This is a genomic window from Hyphomicrobium sp. ghe19, from assembly GCF_902712875.1.
Lineage (GTDB): Bacteria > Pseudomonadota > Alphaproteobacteria > Rhizobiales > Hyphomicrobiaceae > Hyphomicrobium_B.
This window is the reverse complement of record NZ_LR743509.1, coordinates 193,836-208,316: the sequence shown is the minus strand read 5'-3', so window position 1 is coordinate 208,316 and position 14,481 is coordinate 193,836. Positions and strand designations below refer to the sequence as shown.

The 14,481-nt window shown below is 61.3% G+C and carries 16 protein-coding genes; 6 read left to right on the top strand and 10 right to left on the bottom strand.

Annotated elements, in window-relative coordinates:
- Positions 1-75: 75 nt before the first annotated feature.
- The 8 genes from AACL53_RS00970 to AACL53_RS00935 all read right to left on the bottom strand — a co-directional run bounded on the left by AACL53_RS00970 (position 76) and on the right by AACL53_RS00935 (position 5,819).
- Positions 76-846, bottom strand: a complete 771-nt coding sequence (locus AACL53_RS00970; protein ID WP_339081555.1) for an N-acetylmuramoyl-L-alanine amidase — start codon at positions 844-846, stop codon at positions 76-78.
- Positions 843-1,571 carry a DnaJ family molecular chaperone gene (locus AACL53_RS00965; RefSeq protein ID WP_339081554.1) on the bottom strand — a complete coding sequence of 243 codons (729 nt, stop codon included), beginning with the start codon at positions 1,569-1,571 and terminating at the stop codon, positions 843-845. Before AACL53_RS00965 ends, AACL53_RS00970 begins: the two co-directional genes overlap by 4 nt.
- A gap of 162 nt (positions 1,572-1,733) precedes the next feature.
- Positions 1,734-2,051: a DUF2852 domain-containing protein gene (locus tag AACL53_RS00960; RefSeq protein ID WP_339081552.1), complete on the bottom strand. Its 318-nt coding sequence runs from the start codon at positions 2,049-2,051 to the stop codon at positions 1,734-1,736.
- A gap of 78 nt (positions 2,052-2,129) precedes the next feature.
- Positions 2,130-2,564 carry a DUF2852 domain-containing protein gene (locus AACL53_RS00955; RefSeq protein WP_339081550.1) on the bottom strand — a complete coding sequence of 145 codons (435 nt, stop codon included), beginning with the start codon at positions 2,562-2,564 and terminating at the stop codon, positions 2,130-2,132.
- Between the two features lie 171 nt (positions 2,565-2,735).
- The gene (locus tag AACL53_RS00950) at positions 2,736-2,981 is read right to left on the bottom strand and encodes a hypothetical protein (protein WP_339081548.1); all 246 of its coding nucleotides are present in this window, start codon (positions 2,979-2,981) and stop codon (positions 2,736-2,738) included.
- Between the two features lie 220 nt (positions 2,982-3,201).
- Positions 3,202-3,852: a TetR/AcrR family transcriptional regulator gene (locus AACL53_RS00945; protein WP_339081546.1), complete on the bottom strand. Its 651-nt coding sequence runs from the start codon at positions 3,850-3,852 to the stop codon at positions 3,202-3,204.
- Positions 3,853-3,911: 59 nt separating this feature from the next.
- The gene (locus AACL53_RS00940) at positions 3,912-4,598 is read right to left on the bottom strand and encodes an extensin family protein (protein WP_339081544.1); all 687 of its coding nucleotides are present in this window, start codon (positions 4,596-4,598) and stop codon (positions 3,912-3,914) included.
- 453 nt (positions 4,599-5,051) lie between these two features.
- Positions 5,052-5,819 carry an alpha/beta fold hydrolase gene (locus tag AACL53_RS00935; protein ID WP_339081542.1) on the bottom strand — a complete coding sequence of 256 codons (768 nt, stop codon included), beginning with the start codon at positions 5,817-5,819 and terminating at the stop codon, positions 5,052-5,054.
- Positions 5,820-5,941: 122 nt separating this feature from the next.
- Between AACL53_RS00935 and AACL53_RS00930 the strand changes: the two genes are divergently transcribed.
- The 4 genes from AACL53_RS00930 (at position 5,942) to AACL53_RS00915 (ending at position 8,639) form a co-directional block, all read left to right on the top strand.
- Positions 5,942-6,184, top strand: coding sequence for a zinc-finger domain-containing protein (locus AACL53_RS00930; protein WP_092862999.1), 243 nt, complete (start codon positions 5,942-5,944; stop codon positions 6,182-6,184).
- A 42-nt stretch (positions 6,185-6,226) separates the two neighbouring features.
- Positions 6,227-7,417, top strand: coding sequence for an FAD-dependent monooxygenase (locus AACL53_RS00925; protein WP_339081539.1), 1,191 nt, complete (start codon positions 6,227-6,229; stop codon positions 7,415-7,417).
- Positions 7,411-7,857, top strand: coding sequence for an NUDIX domain-containing protein (locus tag AACL53_RS00920; RefSeq protein ID WP_339081537.1), 447 nt, complete (start codon positions 7,411-7,413; stop codon positions 7,855-7,857). Before AACL53_RS00925 ends, AACL53_RS00920 begins: the two co-directional genes overlap by 7 nt.
- Positions 7,858-7,955: 98 nt before the next feature.
- Complete coding sequence (locus AACL53_RS00915) at positions 7,956-8,639, top strand: MarC family protein (RefSeq protein WP_339081535.1); 684 nt, start codon at positions 7,956-7,958, stop codon at positions 8,637-8,639.
- A gap of 10 nt (positions 8,640-8,649) precedes the next feature.
- Here the strand turns inward: AACL53_RS00915 and AACL53_RS00910 are convergent, their stop codons facing one another.
- Entirely contained in the window at positions 8,650-9,426 is a 777-nt protein-coding gene (locus AACL53_RS00910) for a gamma-glutamyl-gamma-aminobutyrate hydrolase family protein (protein WP_339081533.1), read from the bottom strand.
- Positions 9,427-9,725: 299 nt separating this feature from the next.
- Between AACL53_RS00910 and AACL53_RS00905 the strand changes: the two genes are divergently transcribed.
- The gene (locus AACL53_RS00905) at positions 9,726-10,844 is read left to right on the top strand and encodes an acyl-CoA dehydrogenase (RefSeq protein ID WP_339086850.1); all 1,119 of its coding nucleotides are present in this window, start codon (positions 9,726-9,728) and stop codon (positions 10,842-10,844) included.
- Positions 10,841-12,055 carry a CaiB/BaiF CoA-transferase family protein gene (locus AACL53_RS00900; RefSeq protein WP_339081531.1) on the top strand — a complete coding sequence of 405 codons (1,215 nt, stop codon included), beginning with the start codon at positions 10,841-10,843 and terminating at the stop codon, positions 12,053-12,055. The genes AACL53_RS00905 and AACL53_RS00900 overlap by 4 nt, the downstream gene beginning before the upstream one ends.
- Here the strand turns inward: AACL53_RS00900 and AACL53_RS00895 are convergent.
- Positions 12,052-13,923, bottom strand: coding sequence for an EAL domain-containing protein (locus tag AACL53_RS00895; RefSeq protein ID WP_339081529.1), 1,872 nt, complete (start codon positions 13,921-13,923; stop codon positions 12,052-12,054). The genes AACL53_RS00900 and AACL53_RS00895 overlap by 4 nt on opposite strands.
- Between the last annotated feature and the right edge of the window lie 558 nt (positions 13,924-14,481).

The following is a 14,481-nucleotide window of genomic DNA, read 5'->3' as shown; positions in this document are numbered from 1 at the left end:
TTTCCGCACCCCTGCGGAATGCGCCCGAACTCAGCAGGCGCACGGTCTCGCATCAACATCAGCGGCTGGCGTCCGTCAAGCGGCGGTGCGCTTACCGGAGGCTCCAATCAGCCGCTCCAACGTGACTTCCGTTGACCGGTCGAGCCGGCCGTCGACACGGCGCGGCCGAAAATGCAACTGGAACGCCTTGAGGACTTTCTCGGTCGCCGTATCGAGCGTGCCCGTAGCCTTGACATCGTAACCGTAGGACGCAAGGAGCTCCTGCGTGCGCGCAATCCGCGAACCGGAGTCCCCGAGCCCGAGGCCGGGATCGTCCGCGCGAACGGGTGACGGACGAACCCAGAGTCCAAGCCCCTCTTTCGCCAGCAGCAGCCAGTCGAACTTTTCGCCGGGATCGATCTTTCGGCCCGGAGCCACATCCGAATGCGCAAGAACATTATCCGGCGCGATGCGATGGCGGCGCACGATATCTTTCGACAGCGCCACGACGGCCGCCATCTGGTCGGCCGGAAAATCCGGGTATCCGTGCTGATGACCGGGATTATGAATCTCGATGCCGATCGAATGCGAGTTGATGTCGGTCTCGCCGCGCCAGTACGAAACACCGGCGTGCCACGCGCGCTGCTCTTCCGGCACGAGTTGCGTGATGCGACCCGCTTCGTCGACGACGTAGTGGCACGACACGCCGCTTTCGGCACGACCGAGCCAGTCGATCGCCTTCGCCGCTGTGGACATTCCCGTGTAGTGCAGAATGAGCAACGACGGCTTCACGCCGCCGCGCCGTGCCTCGCGGTTCTCGGCCGGATGAATGTCGTGCGAAAGCGGGGTGTCGGACGGAAAGCTCACGTCGTCGGTTCCAGCGCTCTCTCGACGCGTTGTCCACGCTCTTCCAGAATTGCCTCGTATGCCGTGGTGATCGCCTGAAGACGGCGCTCTGCGCCCGCGAGGAATTCAGGTGGCACGCCCTTCGAGACGAGCGCGTCGGGATGATGACCTTTGACGAGCTCGCGATAGCGTGCCTTGATCTCCTTGTCGGAGGCCGTCGGCGAGATGTGCAGGACTTCGTACGGACCATCGGCATCGACGACGAAGCCGCGTCTGACGCAACGGAACTCGCCCGGCGTCAATCCGAAGATCTCGGCTACGTGCGCGAGATAGCGATCCTCTGCGGGATGCAGGACGCCATCCGCACTCGCAATATGAAAGAGGCATTCGAGCACGGATATCTTGAGGTCCGGCTCCCCTTCGAGAATGCGGGCGATCTGCGCGGCATACGTCTCGTAACCGGCGACGTCCTGGCTCGCCAGCTCGTAGAGCTTGCGAACATGCGCGCATTCGCTATCTGGAACCTGGAACTGCCGCTTGAAAGCTTCAGCCTCGATCGGCAATGAAACGCCGTCGGCTTTGCTCATCTTGGCGGCAAGGGCGACGACCGCAATCGTGAAAGCGACGCGCGACTGAGCCGGAGCATGACCGCCCTCGAGGCCGAACGCCCCTTTGACGTTCTCGAGGGCGGAGCGCAGTCCTCCGCCATACGCCGCAACGGCGTTCTTTAAAAATTGCCAGGGCATCGATGGTCCGTGGGTATGTTCGCCTCAAACGTGACGGCCCGCCGCGGCCGTCACTGCGAAGCATAAACGACGCGCGTCGCCAAGACCCCTAAAATAACGGCAACATAAGCGGAAAAAGGCGAATTCCCGGTATGCAACCGATGAACGGGGAACAGCAAAACGTTACGAAGCAGACGATTCGCCGTTTTTCCGGGCCTGCAGAAAAGCCTGAAAGGCCGAAGCATCTGCGGCGCGTCGCAACCCGTCGAGATACGACCGGAATTCCTCGGCCTCCTTCTCGAGTCGCGTAATCGTCGCCCGCCGATAGTCCTCAAACGCTGAATTTTCGGTATCGCGGCGCGGATTGGATTCGCGACCAGCTCCGCAGCGATGGCGCGCAAATCCGCAGCGAGCCTTTAGGAACATGACGACGGCCATAAGCACGAGCGCGACCGTCACAAAGTGCAAGAACGCCAATGGGTGAAAGAAATGGTGAAACATCAAGTCACTCCGTCCGGCTAACATTTCCCTATGACAAACGGGGCTGCTTGAAAGCAGCCCCGCTCGATTACGTAGCAATCAGGTCGTCGCGCCCTCGTTCGGAGCCGGACGATCGCGGCGCTCCGACATGAACTGATCGAACTGGGATTTGTCCTTCGCTTGCCGCAGACGTTCGAGGAACGCGCGGAATTCCTGCTCTTCCTCCTCGAGACGCTTCAAGGTCGCCTCGCGATAGTCGTCGAAGGCTTTGTTGCCGCTCGAAGCGGCGCCTCGGCCAAAATTCCGCATTTCATCTTCGACGCGTGACCGCGCCCTCTCAAAACGATCGGCAAACCGGCTTTCCCAGCGTCCACGACCGCGACCTTGGTGCCATCCGCAATTCATGCGTCCACTCCAGAGCATATAGGCCAGGATGGTGAGCCCAACCGGCCAGAAAACGATGAAACCCAAGACCATCGCGGCAATCCACGCGGGCCTGCCATAATCATCGAGCGTCTGAACCACTTGCGTCATCGCCACCCTCTCCTTGTTAGGATGTAAATGTATTTTACATTCACATAAGTGGGTCGGCAAGAGGGGAGTTCAAGAGCGTCCTGAAGGATTTTCGATTGAGGGGGACAAGAGCACCTGCCGACTCGACGAAAGGCAGTTCGATTGTGGGGTCCTAAGCGAAGCGAAACGAAACTACCGCCCGCCCCTCATCCGCTTCATGAGCTCGATCGCGATCTCATTCTTGAAGGCGAAGGGATCGACGGTCACGCTCAGGATCGTCTGGCAATGCGGGCAGGTGTAGGCGGCGCCCGCGAACGCGTTCCCCGCGTTGTTCGTAATATTGATCTGCTCTGCTCTGACGCTCCCGACCATGTTTTGACATTTGGGGCACTTGCCGGCCATCACCACCTCCGACGCTTCTTCCGGTATCGATTTCAAATCGAACGTTCGTGAGAGACGCGCTCGTGAGAACGCGTTCGCGCGATCTTAAAAGTTCGAACGCGGAGAATAAGCCGACCGTTGCAGCCCGCAGCCGAGCGTGACCACCCACTGCGAACAACGCACCGCGAGTCGAATTCCCTGCAGTATTTGTATGCGGAATGTTGCGGAGCGGACAACTCGTCGCCAGAGTTTTTCCCGCAGCCCCTGGATCGCGCTGCTAGCCGCTCTTCTTTGGCCGTGCGCCAAGCCCGTCCAAATAAATGAGCACTGCAGCGTCCAGCAGATCCTCGGGACTCATCGGAATTGGCCGGCGTGCTTCGTCACCGCGCGCGAAGAGCGACGCGATACCATGCGCTTGCGCCCAGATATGGAGCGCCATCATCATGGCCGGCGGCCGCTTGGCCTCGGGCATCCCTGCAACGAGCGCTGAACACGCGTCTTTCAGCACGTTGAACGCGCGTTCGCCCGCCACATGCAGATCGGGGAAAGCCTTGAACGACAGGCCGGATTCAAACATCGCGGAATACTGCGCAGGCTCGAGCCGTGCGAAATCGAGATAGGCGCGCCCCACGCGCTCGAAAGCTGTGAACGGATCGGGCGTGCCGCCGGCCCAGGCTTGTTTCAGCTTCGCCTCGAACGCATCGAACGCGCGCCGCGCCACGTCCGCCATCAACGCATCCCGGTCGCGATAATGCCGATAGGGCGCCGCCGGGCTGACGCCAGCCGCACGGGCTGCTTCCGCGAACGTGAACCCCGAAGGGCCCTTGAGCGCGATCAAATCGAGCGCAGCCTTCATCAAGGCTTCGCGCAAGTTGCCGTGATGATAGCCGCGCCGGCTTCCGGGAGGCGGTTCGTGATCCCAAGTCATGCGCGCTTCTAGCGGATTTGAATGCAGTCTGCACGCTCAGCCATCGGGCAAGCTGCCGATTACTTGCAGATATTCTTCAGCCCCGTAAGGCCATGGTGTGCAAGGTCGAGATGGAAATGGTCGCTGTGTAAGCTGTTGTAGTTCGGACCAAGCACCGTCATGAAATATTCGCAGGCCCCACCATGCACGGTGCGCAAGAACGCTTGCTCGCCTTCCGAGCCGCCCCATCCGCGCTGAACACTGATCGACCGGCCGTCTGCCAGAGTGAAGCCACCGATGTCGATGGCGTTCGCATAGGCGTGCTCCGAGATCGTCGCCCCATCGACACTGTTCATCGCCCTGCACGAATAGGACGCGAGCACCGTTAGGCCGACGAGTTCCTGGCGAAAATAACGCCGCGCCGCCGGTTCGACGACGTCTCGCACCCAGCTATCGATCTGCGGGATCATCGGGCAGCGAAGCGATGCCGGGGGTCTCAGTTCGACACGGCCGTTATCCGCGGCCGACATCTCGAACGGGCTTTCCGCGCCGCATACGCTTGGACCGCCCAGCGCCGATCTGGGACGAATGAATGCCGTTTGCCTGACCGCGCCGGACGCCAGACACGCCCTCTCTTCGGGCGAGCGCCACGGATCGTCCTTGACCACGAAATTCGGCCCGGTGGCGCAGCCCCATAGCAAGCCGAGCCCCGAGATCATCAGGACGGCGACAGGAGCAAATACGCTAAGACGAAAACGCGAGACCATGACGGGGGCAGTAGACGGCGTTAGGGTTAACGGCGCGTTAAGGCGTGGGTCGTCACGGATTATCGCTGCGTTTTCAGTCGGATTTGGGCCTCCGGCTTGTCGAACCGAAGGCGGAGTGCGGCGGACTCGGAAAAGTTATCCACATTCAATTGGAGGGCGACATATCCCTGAAATCCTCCCGTCATTGAGCCCGGCTATTTGGCAAAGTGCCCCCGGAGGTGCTGGGGCGGGCTCGAACTTGTACCGCGTGCGAGCCGGAATAACCGTCCTCGCGTTCTTCGATCGGGCTTGTACCGCGTACCGATCAGAGACGCAGAGACGGATCAGCAAGCTCTCGGCGGGGCTATCGATTGAGCCTCGGTGCGGGCGTGGGCCTGGCCGACCTTGATCCCGGCGTCGCGATTATCCCCCGTGTCCGCCCGGACATCAGGTCGCCCAGGTCGCGTCGCTTGCTTAAGTCGTACTGCTCTCGAAAAAAGCCAACGCCTCTGCTTTGAAACTTCGATCGCCGACCGCCCGGTTGTGATCCTTGCCGAGAATGGCAAAGGCACGCGCACCCGGAATGAGCTTCGCGAGATCTTCCGCCGACCCGCCGATCACATCGGTATCGCCGACGGCGACGAGCACGGGAGCCGCGATTTCGCCCGCCATCTCCGCCGAGATCGGCGCACGCGACGACCGGATGCACGCGGCGAGCGCTTTCAAATCGCTTTTCGTCTGCTCGGCAAATACACGAAACGTTCGAGCCGTTGGGTTCGTAACGTCGTCGATGCTCGGAGCTTCGAGCGCACGTGCGATCGGACCCGTCCCCGCCATGCCGCGCACCATGTTGATGCCGAGACCGCCGAAGACGACGCGTGCCACGCGGTCGGGATGCGACAACGACAGGAAGGCCGCAATCCGTGCGCCCATCGAGTAGCCGATCACATGCGCCCGCGCGACGCCCAGATAATCGAGCAGCCGGCGCGCGTCTTCCGCCATCAGCGGCGCCCCGTAGTCGACGAGTTCATAAAGCTTCTGGCTCTCGCCGTGCCCGCGATTGTCGAACGCGATGACGCGGTAACCGGCCTTGGTGAGAAACGTGACCCATCCCGTATTCACCCAGTTCGTCGCGACGTTGGATGCAAAGCCATGGATGAGCAGAACCGGGAGCTTCCCGTCGTCGCCGCCGCCCGTATCGAGGTAAGCGATATCGACGCCGTCGCTGTCAAAGTGGTCCATGCCGCCCGCCGCCGCTCAACTGCCGAAAGTTTTGGAGTTTTAAAGCTTTTATGTCCCCTACCATCATCGATGCCACGAGGATATGGTGCGGCCAAACATCTCCTGTCGCGGAAGGGTGAAGCATGGCCGGGGCCGTAATCCCACACTTGGCAAACGATGCTGGCGCAGAGCGAATCTTCGTTGGCGTCAAAGAGTTCAATTGCATGGGCGCACGAGCGCCGTTCGACCATCCGCATGTCTATCTCGACATGGGTCAGGACAATCAAATTCTCTGCCCCTATTGCTCGACGCTCTACATCTTCGATCCGCGCCTGAAGGCCGATGAAAGCGATCCGAAGGGCAGCCTCGTAGCTGACGCCGCTTAACGCCATGAAGGCCGGCCGCGGCATCGCCTCGGACGAAGGCTGATGACAGCGAACCCAGGAAGCGCCGTAGTCGCCGGCGCCGGCATCGGCGGACTTGCCGCAGCAATTGCGCTGGCCCGGACCGGCTTCGATGTCCGAGTTTGCGAGCGCCGTTCCGAATTCCCCGAAGAGGGCGCTGGTATCCAGATCGGACCGAACGGCGCGCGGATTCTTCGCGACCTCGGCGTCGCCGAGTTCCTGGAAAAAGCCGTCGCAAGTCCCGACGTTCTGAGCGTCCGCGACGGCGCAACCGGCCGCGAGCTGACCCGCCTCCCCCTCGGACGCTGGATCTCGGAACGCCACGGCGCGCCCTACTGGACAGCCCATCGCCGCGACTTGCATATCGCCCTCAGAGCGCGCGCCGAAGCCGAGCCGCGCATCACCGTGACACGCGGAACGGAGATCGTGTCCTTCGCAAGCGAACGCGACCGTGTTCGCGCGATCACCGCTAACGGTGAAACTCTGGACGCAGGGCTTCTCGTCGGCGCCGACGGTCTCTGGTCGGGGCTACGCGATGAGATCAACGGCAACAAAGCCGCTTTGATCCCGGTCGGCAAAACTGCCTTTCGCAGCGTCGCACCGGCCGAGCATTTGCCGTCAGGCCTCGTACCCAATGCCGTACATATTTGGCTGTCGCCCGGCGCGCACGCGGTTCACTACCCAGTCAACGGTGGCCGCGACATCGCACTCGTCGTCATTACCGATGACGCGTTACGCGCTGAAGGCTGGGATTCCCCCGCGGTTTCCGAAGCCGTCAAATTGAAGGTTCGCCTCTTTGCCGAACCCCTCCGCGCACTCGTCGACCAGGCGGCCAATTGGAGAAGCTGGTCGCTCTACCGTATGCCGCCGCTCGACCGTTGGACCTCCGGCCGCGCCGCACTGCTCGGCGATGCCGCGCATCCCGTATTGCCGTTCCTCGCCCAAGGCGCAGTCATGGCGCTCGAGGATGCAGTGACGTTGGCGAGCTTCGCCGCCGCTCGAAACGGCAGCATTGAAACAGCGCTCGGTGACTACGAACGGGTCCGCCGCACGCGCGTCGCAAAAGTAGCCGAGGCTTCCGAACGAAACGGCCGCATCTATCACATGCAAGGCGCGATGGCGCTCGCCCGCAACGCGACCATGAAGCTCGCTCCCCCCAATCGCGTCATGGCCGGCTTCGACTGGCTCTATGGCTGGAAACCGGAACGATGCTGATGCGATGGCCGTCTCTTCTGCCGAAACGCAACGACATCGTGACGCTCGGCGTGCAAGGCATTGTTGTCGATGACGCGTCGCGCGTGCTCCTCGTTCGCCACGGCTATCGCCCCGGTTGGCATCTCCCGGGTGGCGGCGTTGATCGCGGCGAGGAAATCGAGACGGCGATTGCACGCGAGGTGCTCGAAGAAACGGGCGTCATCATCTCGAAACCGCCAAGCCTCATCGGCATTTACTCACATTTCGACGACTATCCGGGCGATCACATCGTCCTTTTCAAGATCGACCACTGGCGACGCGAACGCATCCCGCCGCCGAATGCCGAAATCGCCGAACACGGCTTCTTTGCGCTCGACGCACTACCCGAACTCCTGTCGCCGGGGGCGTCGCGACGGCTGAAGGAAGTCTTCGGCGGCGGCGAGCAATCGTCCGCATGGTAGCCATCGCCGCGACGAGGGTATCGCTAATAAATTTTCGACGCTAAGAAGATCCGGCCCGCAAAATTGTGATCGGTCCACCGCAATTGATAAGCACACCCATGGAATTTTGGAGCGCGATCACCGCAAACTTCCTCATTGCGTTCCCCGCGCTGTTTTCGATTGTGAACCCACTGGGCGGAGCGCTGATCTATAGCCAGATCACGATCGGCCGGCCTGTGTCGGAGCGCACATGGCTCGCGTGGCGCGTCGCCTTCTACTCGGCGATCGTCATGCTCGTTTCGCTTCTGATCGGCGCCACACTGATGAGCTTTTTCGGCGTCAGCATCGATGCGTTGCGCGTCGCGGGCGGCACGGTCGTCGCTGTCAGCGGCTGGCGCATGTTGTATAATCCGCAGGAATCCGAAGACCGCAAGCAAGATCACGCGACGGCCGCTAAAGCTCATGCATGGGGCAGCGACGTTGCCTTCTTCCCGCTGACGATGCCGTTCACGACTGGTCCCGGAACGATCTCGGTCGCGATCGCTTTGAGCGCCACGCGGCCCACCTCACCTGTCGCCGAGCTGTTGCCCTTCTACGTCGGCGTCTGCGGTGCCGCGCTGGCGATCGCTTTGCTCGTTGGCATTTGTTACGCTTACGCGGAGCGCGTCGTCGATTTGCTCGGCCCGGCGCGCACGCGCATCCTCACCCGGCTCTCGGCGTTCCTGCTGCTCTGTATCGGCGTGCAGGTTCTGCTCACCGGCGTCCAGGGAGCCCTGGAGCAGGTCATCTCCCTGAAGCACTAAGCAGCAAGCACTAGCCGGCGCGCGCCTTGTCGGCGACGAGGTCGGCTGCTTCGCGCATGCTCGCACCCTTGAGCAGCAGTCCGAACCACGCGAACAGCTCGCGCGAAATCGGATTTTCGGCAACCCGCCATTCCGGGTGCCATTGCACCGCGAGAACGCGTTCGCCACCGGCCGGGCGAATGCCCTCGACAACGCCGTCGGCGCTCGTCGCTTCGACAGCGAGCTTATGCCCAAGATCGAGCACGCCCTGAAAATGCGCCGAGTTGACGACAATCGATGACGTCCCCATAGCGCGTTCCAGGATGCCGCCGGAAGCAAGATCGACGCGATGCTCCAGCTTGAACAATTCCTCGATCGGCAGCCCCGGCGGGGTATGGTGAATTTGCGTCCGCTGAGCTTCGCCAAGATCGCGCCTGAGCGTCGCGCCATAGGCAACCGCGATTTCCTGGAAACCGCGGCAGATCCCGAGCACTGGGCGATCCTGCTCGACCGATTCCGATATGAGCCGGAACGCCATCTCGTCCCGCCGGGGATCGAAAGGCCCATCCCCTTCGTCCGCGCTCCGGTACAGGTGAGGGGCGACGTTGGACGGACTTCCCGTCAGCAGCACGCCGTCCAGCCGGCTCAGAATGGATGCTGCGTTCGAGATGTCCGGCATCGAGGGCACGAGCACGAAGTCCGCGCCGATGAATGGCGCCGCGCGAAGGTAACGCTCGGCGACGCCCTGAACCGGGTCTTCCGGCATACGTGTGCAGCAAATGACGCCAACAAGGGGCCGACGGGACATGATCCGCTATCCTTCAACATCGCAAGAACATCTGCGGGATGCTTCGAGGTAGAAATCCCGGCAGGCATCGTTATCGACCGGCCCGATACCACCGCCAGGGCAATCGGGCAATGGCGCCCATGCATGGCTGCACAGCCGCCATATAAATGAGATTTATCTTCTCCATTTCCCAACCTAGGGCCGACCCAATATAGAGTGCGGCAACGAGAAGCCGATCCGGAGAGTCGAAAGTGGCCGCAGGTCCAAGTTTCGTGTGGGAAGATCCGCTGTTGCTGGATACCCAGCTGACCGAGGATGAAATGCTGATCCGCGACACCGCGAATGCGTTCGCACAGCACAAGCTTCAGCCTCACGTCATCGAAGCCTATGCCCAGGAAAAAACCGACCCCGGCATTTTTCGCGAACTGGGAGAACTCGGCCTCCTTGGCTGCACCCTCCCCGCCGAATACGGCGGCTCCGCATCGAGTTACGTCGCCTACGGCCTGATCGCCCGCGAGATCGAACGCGTCGACTCCGGTTATCGCTCGATGATGAGCGTGCAGTCGTCGCTGGTGATGTATCCGATCCATGCCTACGGCAGCGAGGAGCAGCGCCAGAAATATTTGCCCAAGCTCGCAAGCGGCGAATGGATCGGCTGCTTCGGCCTGACCGAGCCCGACGCGGGATCGGACCCCGGCGGCATGCGGACGAGAGCCGAGAAGATTTCAGGCGGCTACCGGCTCACCGGCTCCAAGATGTGGATCACCAATTCTCCGATCGCCGACGTCTTCGTCATCTGGGCCAAATCGGCTGAACACGGCGGCAGCATCCGCGGCTTCATTCTTGAAAAAGGCATGAAGGGCCTTTCGGCGCCGAAAATCTCGGGCAAGCTTTCCTTGCGCACATCCGTCACCGGCGAGATCGTCATGGACAGCGTCGACGTACCCGAAGACGCGATATTGCCGAATGTCTCCGGCCTCGCCGGACCGTTCGGATGCCTCAACCGCGCGCGCTACGGCATTGCTTGGGGCGTGATGGGAGCGGCGGAATTCTGTTTTCACGCCGCGCGGCAGTACACGCTCGACCGCAAGCAATTCGGCAAGCCTCTCGCCGCCACGCAGCTCGTACAGAAAAAGCTCGCCGACATGGAAACGGAGATCACGCTGGGCCTGCAGGCCGCGCTCCGCGTCGGCCGCCTCTTCGACGATGGACAAATGGCGCCCGAGATGATCTCGCTCATCAAGCGCAACAATTGCGGTAAGGCGCTCGACATCGCGCGCGCTGCCCGCGACATGCACGGCGGCAACGGCATATCGGAAGAGTTCCAGGTCATGCGCCACATGTTGAACCTCGAAACGGTCAACACCTACGAAGGCACGCATGACATTCACGCATTGATCATCGGCCGCGCCATCACCGGCCTCCAGGCATTCGCATGACGGCATCAGCAGGTATGAAGCCGCTCGCGGGATTGCGCGTCCTCGAGCTTGCGCGGGTCCTCGCGGGTCCCTGGGCCGGACAGACACTCGCCGATCTCGGCGCACATGTGATCAAGGTCGAGCGGCCCGAGGGCGGCGATGAAACGCGAACGTGGGGTCCGCCCTTCGTCGCCGAGAGCAAAGGCGGAGCATCAGCCGCCTATTTCCACGCAACGAACCGCGGCAAAAAATCGATCGCGCTCAGCTTTGATCAGCCAGCCGGCCTGAACGCGGTGCTGGCACTCGCGAAAGACGCTGACGTCATCATCGAGAATTTCAAAGTCGGCGGCTTGGCGAAGTACGGCCTAGACTACGCCGCAATAAAGAAAATCAATCCGCGCATCATTTATTGCTCGATCACCGGCTTCGGCCAAACCGGCCCATACGCATCTCGCGCAGGCTACGATTACATCGTGCAGGGCATGGGCGGCATCATGGACCTGACCGGCGCACCGGACGGCGAACCGCAAAAAATCGGCGTCGCGTTCGCAGATATTTTTGCTGGCGTCTACTCGACCATCGCCATTCTCGCCGCGCTCAATTCCCGAAACGCGACGGGCGAAGGCGCCTACATCGACATGGCGCTCCTCGATACGCAGGTCTCCGTGCTCGCCAACCAAGGGATGAACTATCTCGTTTCAGGAAAACCACCGCGCCGTCTCGGCAACGCGCATCCGAACATCGTCCCCTATCAGGTGTTCACCGCGGCGGACCGCCCGATAATCATCGCGGCCGGCAACGACGGACAATTTTCCCGTGTCTGCGAAGTTCTGGGACTGTCGGGGCTCGAAGCCGACGAACGCTTCAACACGAACGCGCGCCGCGTGGCCAACCGCGCGGCTCTCGTCCCTCTCATAGAAGCAGAAACGGCGAAGAGATCATCCGTCGATCTGCTCGGAGCCTTAGAGGCCGCTGGCGTGCCCGCGGGCCCCGTGAACCGGCTCGATCAGACATTTGCCGACCCGCAGGTCATCGCGCGCCAACTGCGCCAGGACTTGACCCGAGCCGACGGAACATCGGTCCCGGCGATCCGCAGTCCGATCGTCATGAATGGCGAACCCTGCGTTGCCACTGTTCCAAGCCCAGAGCTTGGCGAGCACACGTCGGACATCTTAGATTTGCTGGCCGAACGAAGCGATCCATGGACCGCCTTCCCGAAGGACGCCGGCTAAATCTCGCGAAGCTTCGGCAGCGCACTCGAATACGTTCGCGGATGTTTCGGACCGGTCAAATGCGCGTAGGCTCGGATCGGCATTGGTTTGCCGAAGAGATAGCCTTGAAGTTCGTGGCAGCGAAGAAGCCGAAGCATCGCAACCTGCTCATCCGATTCGACGCCTTCCGCCACGACGCGCAATCCCATGGCGCGACCGAGCCCGATGACGGAATTGACGATCGCGGCGGCGTCCGAATTGTTGATCATGTCGGAGACGAAACTGCGGTCGACTTTGATCCGGTCGAACGGAAATGCCCTGAGCGTGCTGAGCGACGAATATCCTGTCCCGAAATCGTCGATCGCGACGCTGACGCCGAGATCCTTGATCTCGCGCAACGTCATCTTAGCCGTCGCCAAGTCTTGGATGAAAAGGCTCTCGGTCACCTCGACCTCGAGCCGTTCCGGTGCGAGACCCGTCTCGGACAGCACGTCCTTCACGAGCTGTGCGAAATCGGCCTGGACGATCTGAGCCGCTGAAACGTTGACAGCAACTTTGAGCTGCGCCGTCCAACGCGCCGCTTCCTTGCAGGCTTCCCGCAGCACGAATGCGCCCATGGCAATAATGGCGCCGCTCGTTTCGGCGGCCGGAATGAAATCCGCGGGAGATATCGAACCGTGCTCCGGATGGTTCCATCGGAGCAGAGCTTCGAAGCCGCCGACTGCGACCGTTCGGGCATCGACCTGAGGCTGGAAGACGACCGACAGCTCGCCCTTGTCGACAGCAAGACCCACGTCGCGCTGCATGATGCGGCGCCGGTGCTGCTCGCGCTGCATCTCCGACTCAAAGAACGCGTACCCGCATCCACCTCTCTTGACGCAGCGCCGTGCCGTCTCGGCATGCGCGAGCAAAGCATCCTGATCTTTTCCGTCCGCCGGGAAATTCGAAACGCCAACCACCGCTTCGACGGCAATCCGCTCGCCGCTTTCCAGGTCGTAGCGGCCGCTCAAGCCCTCAACGAGCTGGCGGGCGAACTCTTTGCATGCGTCACCCTCGGCGTCGACCGTCGTGGCAACCAGAAACTCGTCGCCGCCCATACGGACGATCAGATCGGATTCGGATGCAACCAATCTGAGACGATCGGCAACTTTCCTGAGCACGATGTCGCCGACCGAATGCCCGTGAAGGTCGTTGATCGCTCTGAAATCGGCGAGATCGACATGGAAAATGCCGACCGACCGCCCCATTTCCGAGGCGCGCTGCAGCGTCAGCGCAAGCCGCTTCCGAAGCGTCGCGCGATTGCCGAGCCCGGTCAAAGGATCGAAGAACGCAAGCTCGTTGAGCCGCGATCGCGCATCCGTGCTCTCGATCGCCATGGCGCAGATGTTCACGCACTTGGAAACGATCAGACGTTCGAGGTCAGTCGCTCCGCGCGATTTACGATAATAAAATGCGAATGCCCCGAGCACCCGTCCGTCCGGCGCCTCGATAGGGCTCGACCAGCAGGCACGCAGCCCGTGGTGCAAAGCGTGGTTCTTAAAATCTTCCCAAAGCGGGTCGGTTTGAATGTCCTGAACTTCGACCGATTCCCTCCGGAAAATTGCCGTACCGCAGGAGGCGACATTGGGCCCGATGGCAACCCCGTTCACCCATCCGCTGGCTTCCGGGAGACTCGGACCCGCAATGAAACTGAGACGGCCGTCGTCGTCGACGCTGATAACGGAACAAATGACTTCGGGGGCGAGCGCTTCGACTTCATGGCAAAGCAGGGTCATCATGTTCAGGAGGCTTTCGCCGGAAGCAATTCCGACAAGCATCTCCCGTTGAAGAGTTTGCAGCCTCTCCTTGACGAAGTCAGCATTTGCAAGCGGGGGGCCGCTCAACATCATGGCTCGACAATTGCTCCGAAGCGTCGCACGAAATTGACCTATAGGGACACGAGCACACTGACCGGTATGTAAAGAAAAAGTTGCGGAGAGTTTAATCTGAAGTCCACCAATGTTCTTGTGAGTGGCATCAGAGATGAAATCAACAATTTGGCTAACGAGACTTTGTTTGCTGGTCCCGAATTGAAACGCCCGGGCGATCGATATCGCCACGCCTCAACATCATCGCAAACGAAACATTAACGCGGGTGGAGAGCTTCAGGGACCGTTGCTGATACCCCGCTCCCGAGTGAGCGGACGGGTTGAGAAAGCGGAGCCCTAGCGGTAGGACGCCGCAGTCCAAATATCGTCAAATTCAGGTCTCGCCGCCGGGGCATGATCCGCCCATAGCAAAGACCAGCCGGCCGAACTGTATGACCTCACCGGACGGCTTCTGGCGCGCCTAGTTGAAATATCCTCTTTCCTAGCAGATATAGGCGACGCATCACCGTTATTTCCCACCCACCTCTGGTCACACCGGAATAACATGCCCTTCATGCTTGACCGTCGACACGTCTTGGC

What these genes read in the sequence shown, in the direction of transcription:
- AACL53_RS00965 (WP_339081554.1), bottom strand. Translation starts at nt 1,571, where the DNA reads ATGCCCTGGCAATTTTTAAAGAACGCCGTTGCGGCGTATGGCGGAGGA.
- AACL53_RS00960 (WP_339081552.1), bottom strand. Translation starts at nt 2,051, where the DNA reads ATGTTTCACCATTTCTTTCACCCATTGGCGTTCTTGCACTTTGTGACG.
- AACL53_RS00955 (WP_339081550.1), bottom strand. Translation starts at nt 2,564, where the DNA reads ATGACGCAAGTGGTTCAGACGCTCGATGATTATGGCAGGCCCGCGTGG.
- AACL53_RS00945 (WP_339081546.1), bottom strand. Translation starts at nt 3,852, where the DNA reads ATGACTTGGGATCACGAACCGCCTCCCGGAAGCCGGCGCGGCTATCAT.
- AACL53_RS00940 (WP_339081544.1), bottom strand. Translation starts at nt 4,598, where the DNA reads ATGGTCTCGCGTTTTCGTCTTAGCGTATTTGCTCCTGTCGCCGTCCTG.
- AACL53_RS00935 (WP_339081542.1), bottom strand. Translation starts at nt 5,819, where the DNA reads ATGGACCACTTTGACAGCGACGGCGTCGATATCGCTTACCTCGATACG.
- AACL53_RS00930 (WP_092862999.1), top strand. Translation starts at nt 5,942, where the DNA reads ATGGCCGGGGCCGTAATCCCACACTTGGCAAACGATGCTGGCGCAGAG.
- AACL53_RS00925 (WP_339081539.1), top strand. Translation starts at nt 6,227, where the DNA reads ATGACAGCGAACCCAGGAAGCGCCGTAGTCGCCGGCGCCGGCATCGGC.
- AACL53_RS00920 (WP_339081537.1), top strand. Translation starts at nt 7,411, where the DNA reads ATGCTGATGCGATGGCCGTCTCTTCTGCCGAAACGCAACGACATCGTG.
- AACL53_RS00915 (WP_339081535.1), top strand. Translation starts at nt 7,956, where the DNA reads ATGGAATTTTGGAGCGCGATCACCGCAAACTTCCTCATTGCGTTCCCC.
- AACL53_RS00910 (WP_339081533.1), bottom strand. Translation starts at nt 9,426, where the DNA reads ATGTCCCGTCGGCCCCTTGTTGGCGTCATTTGCTGCACACGTATGCCG.
- AACL53_RS00905 (WP_339086850.1), top strand. Translation starts at nt 9,726, where the DNA reads ATGCTGATCCGCGACACCGCGAATGCGTTCGCACAGCACAAGCTTCAG.
- AACL53_RS00900 (WP_339081531.1), top strand. Translation starts at nt 10,841, where the DNA reads ATGACGGCATCAGCAGGTATGAAGCCGCTCGCGGGATTGCGCGTCCTC.
- AACL53_RS00895 (WP_339081529.1), bottom strand. Translation starts at nt 13,923, where the DNA reads ATGATGTTGAGCGGCCCCCCGCTTGCAAATGCTGACTTCGTCAAGGAG.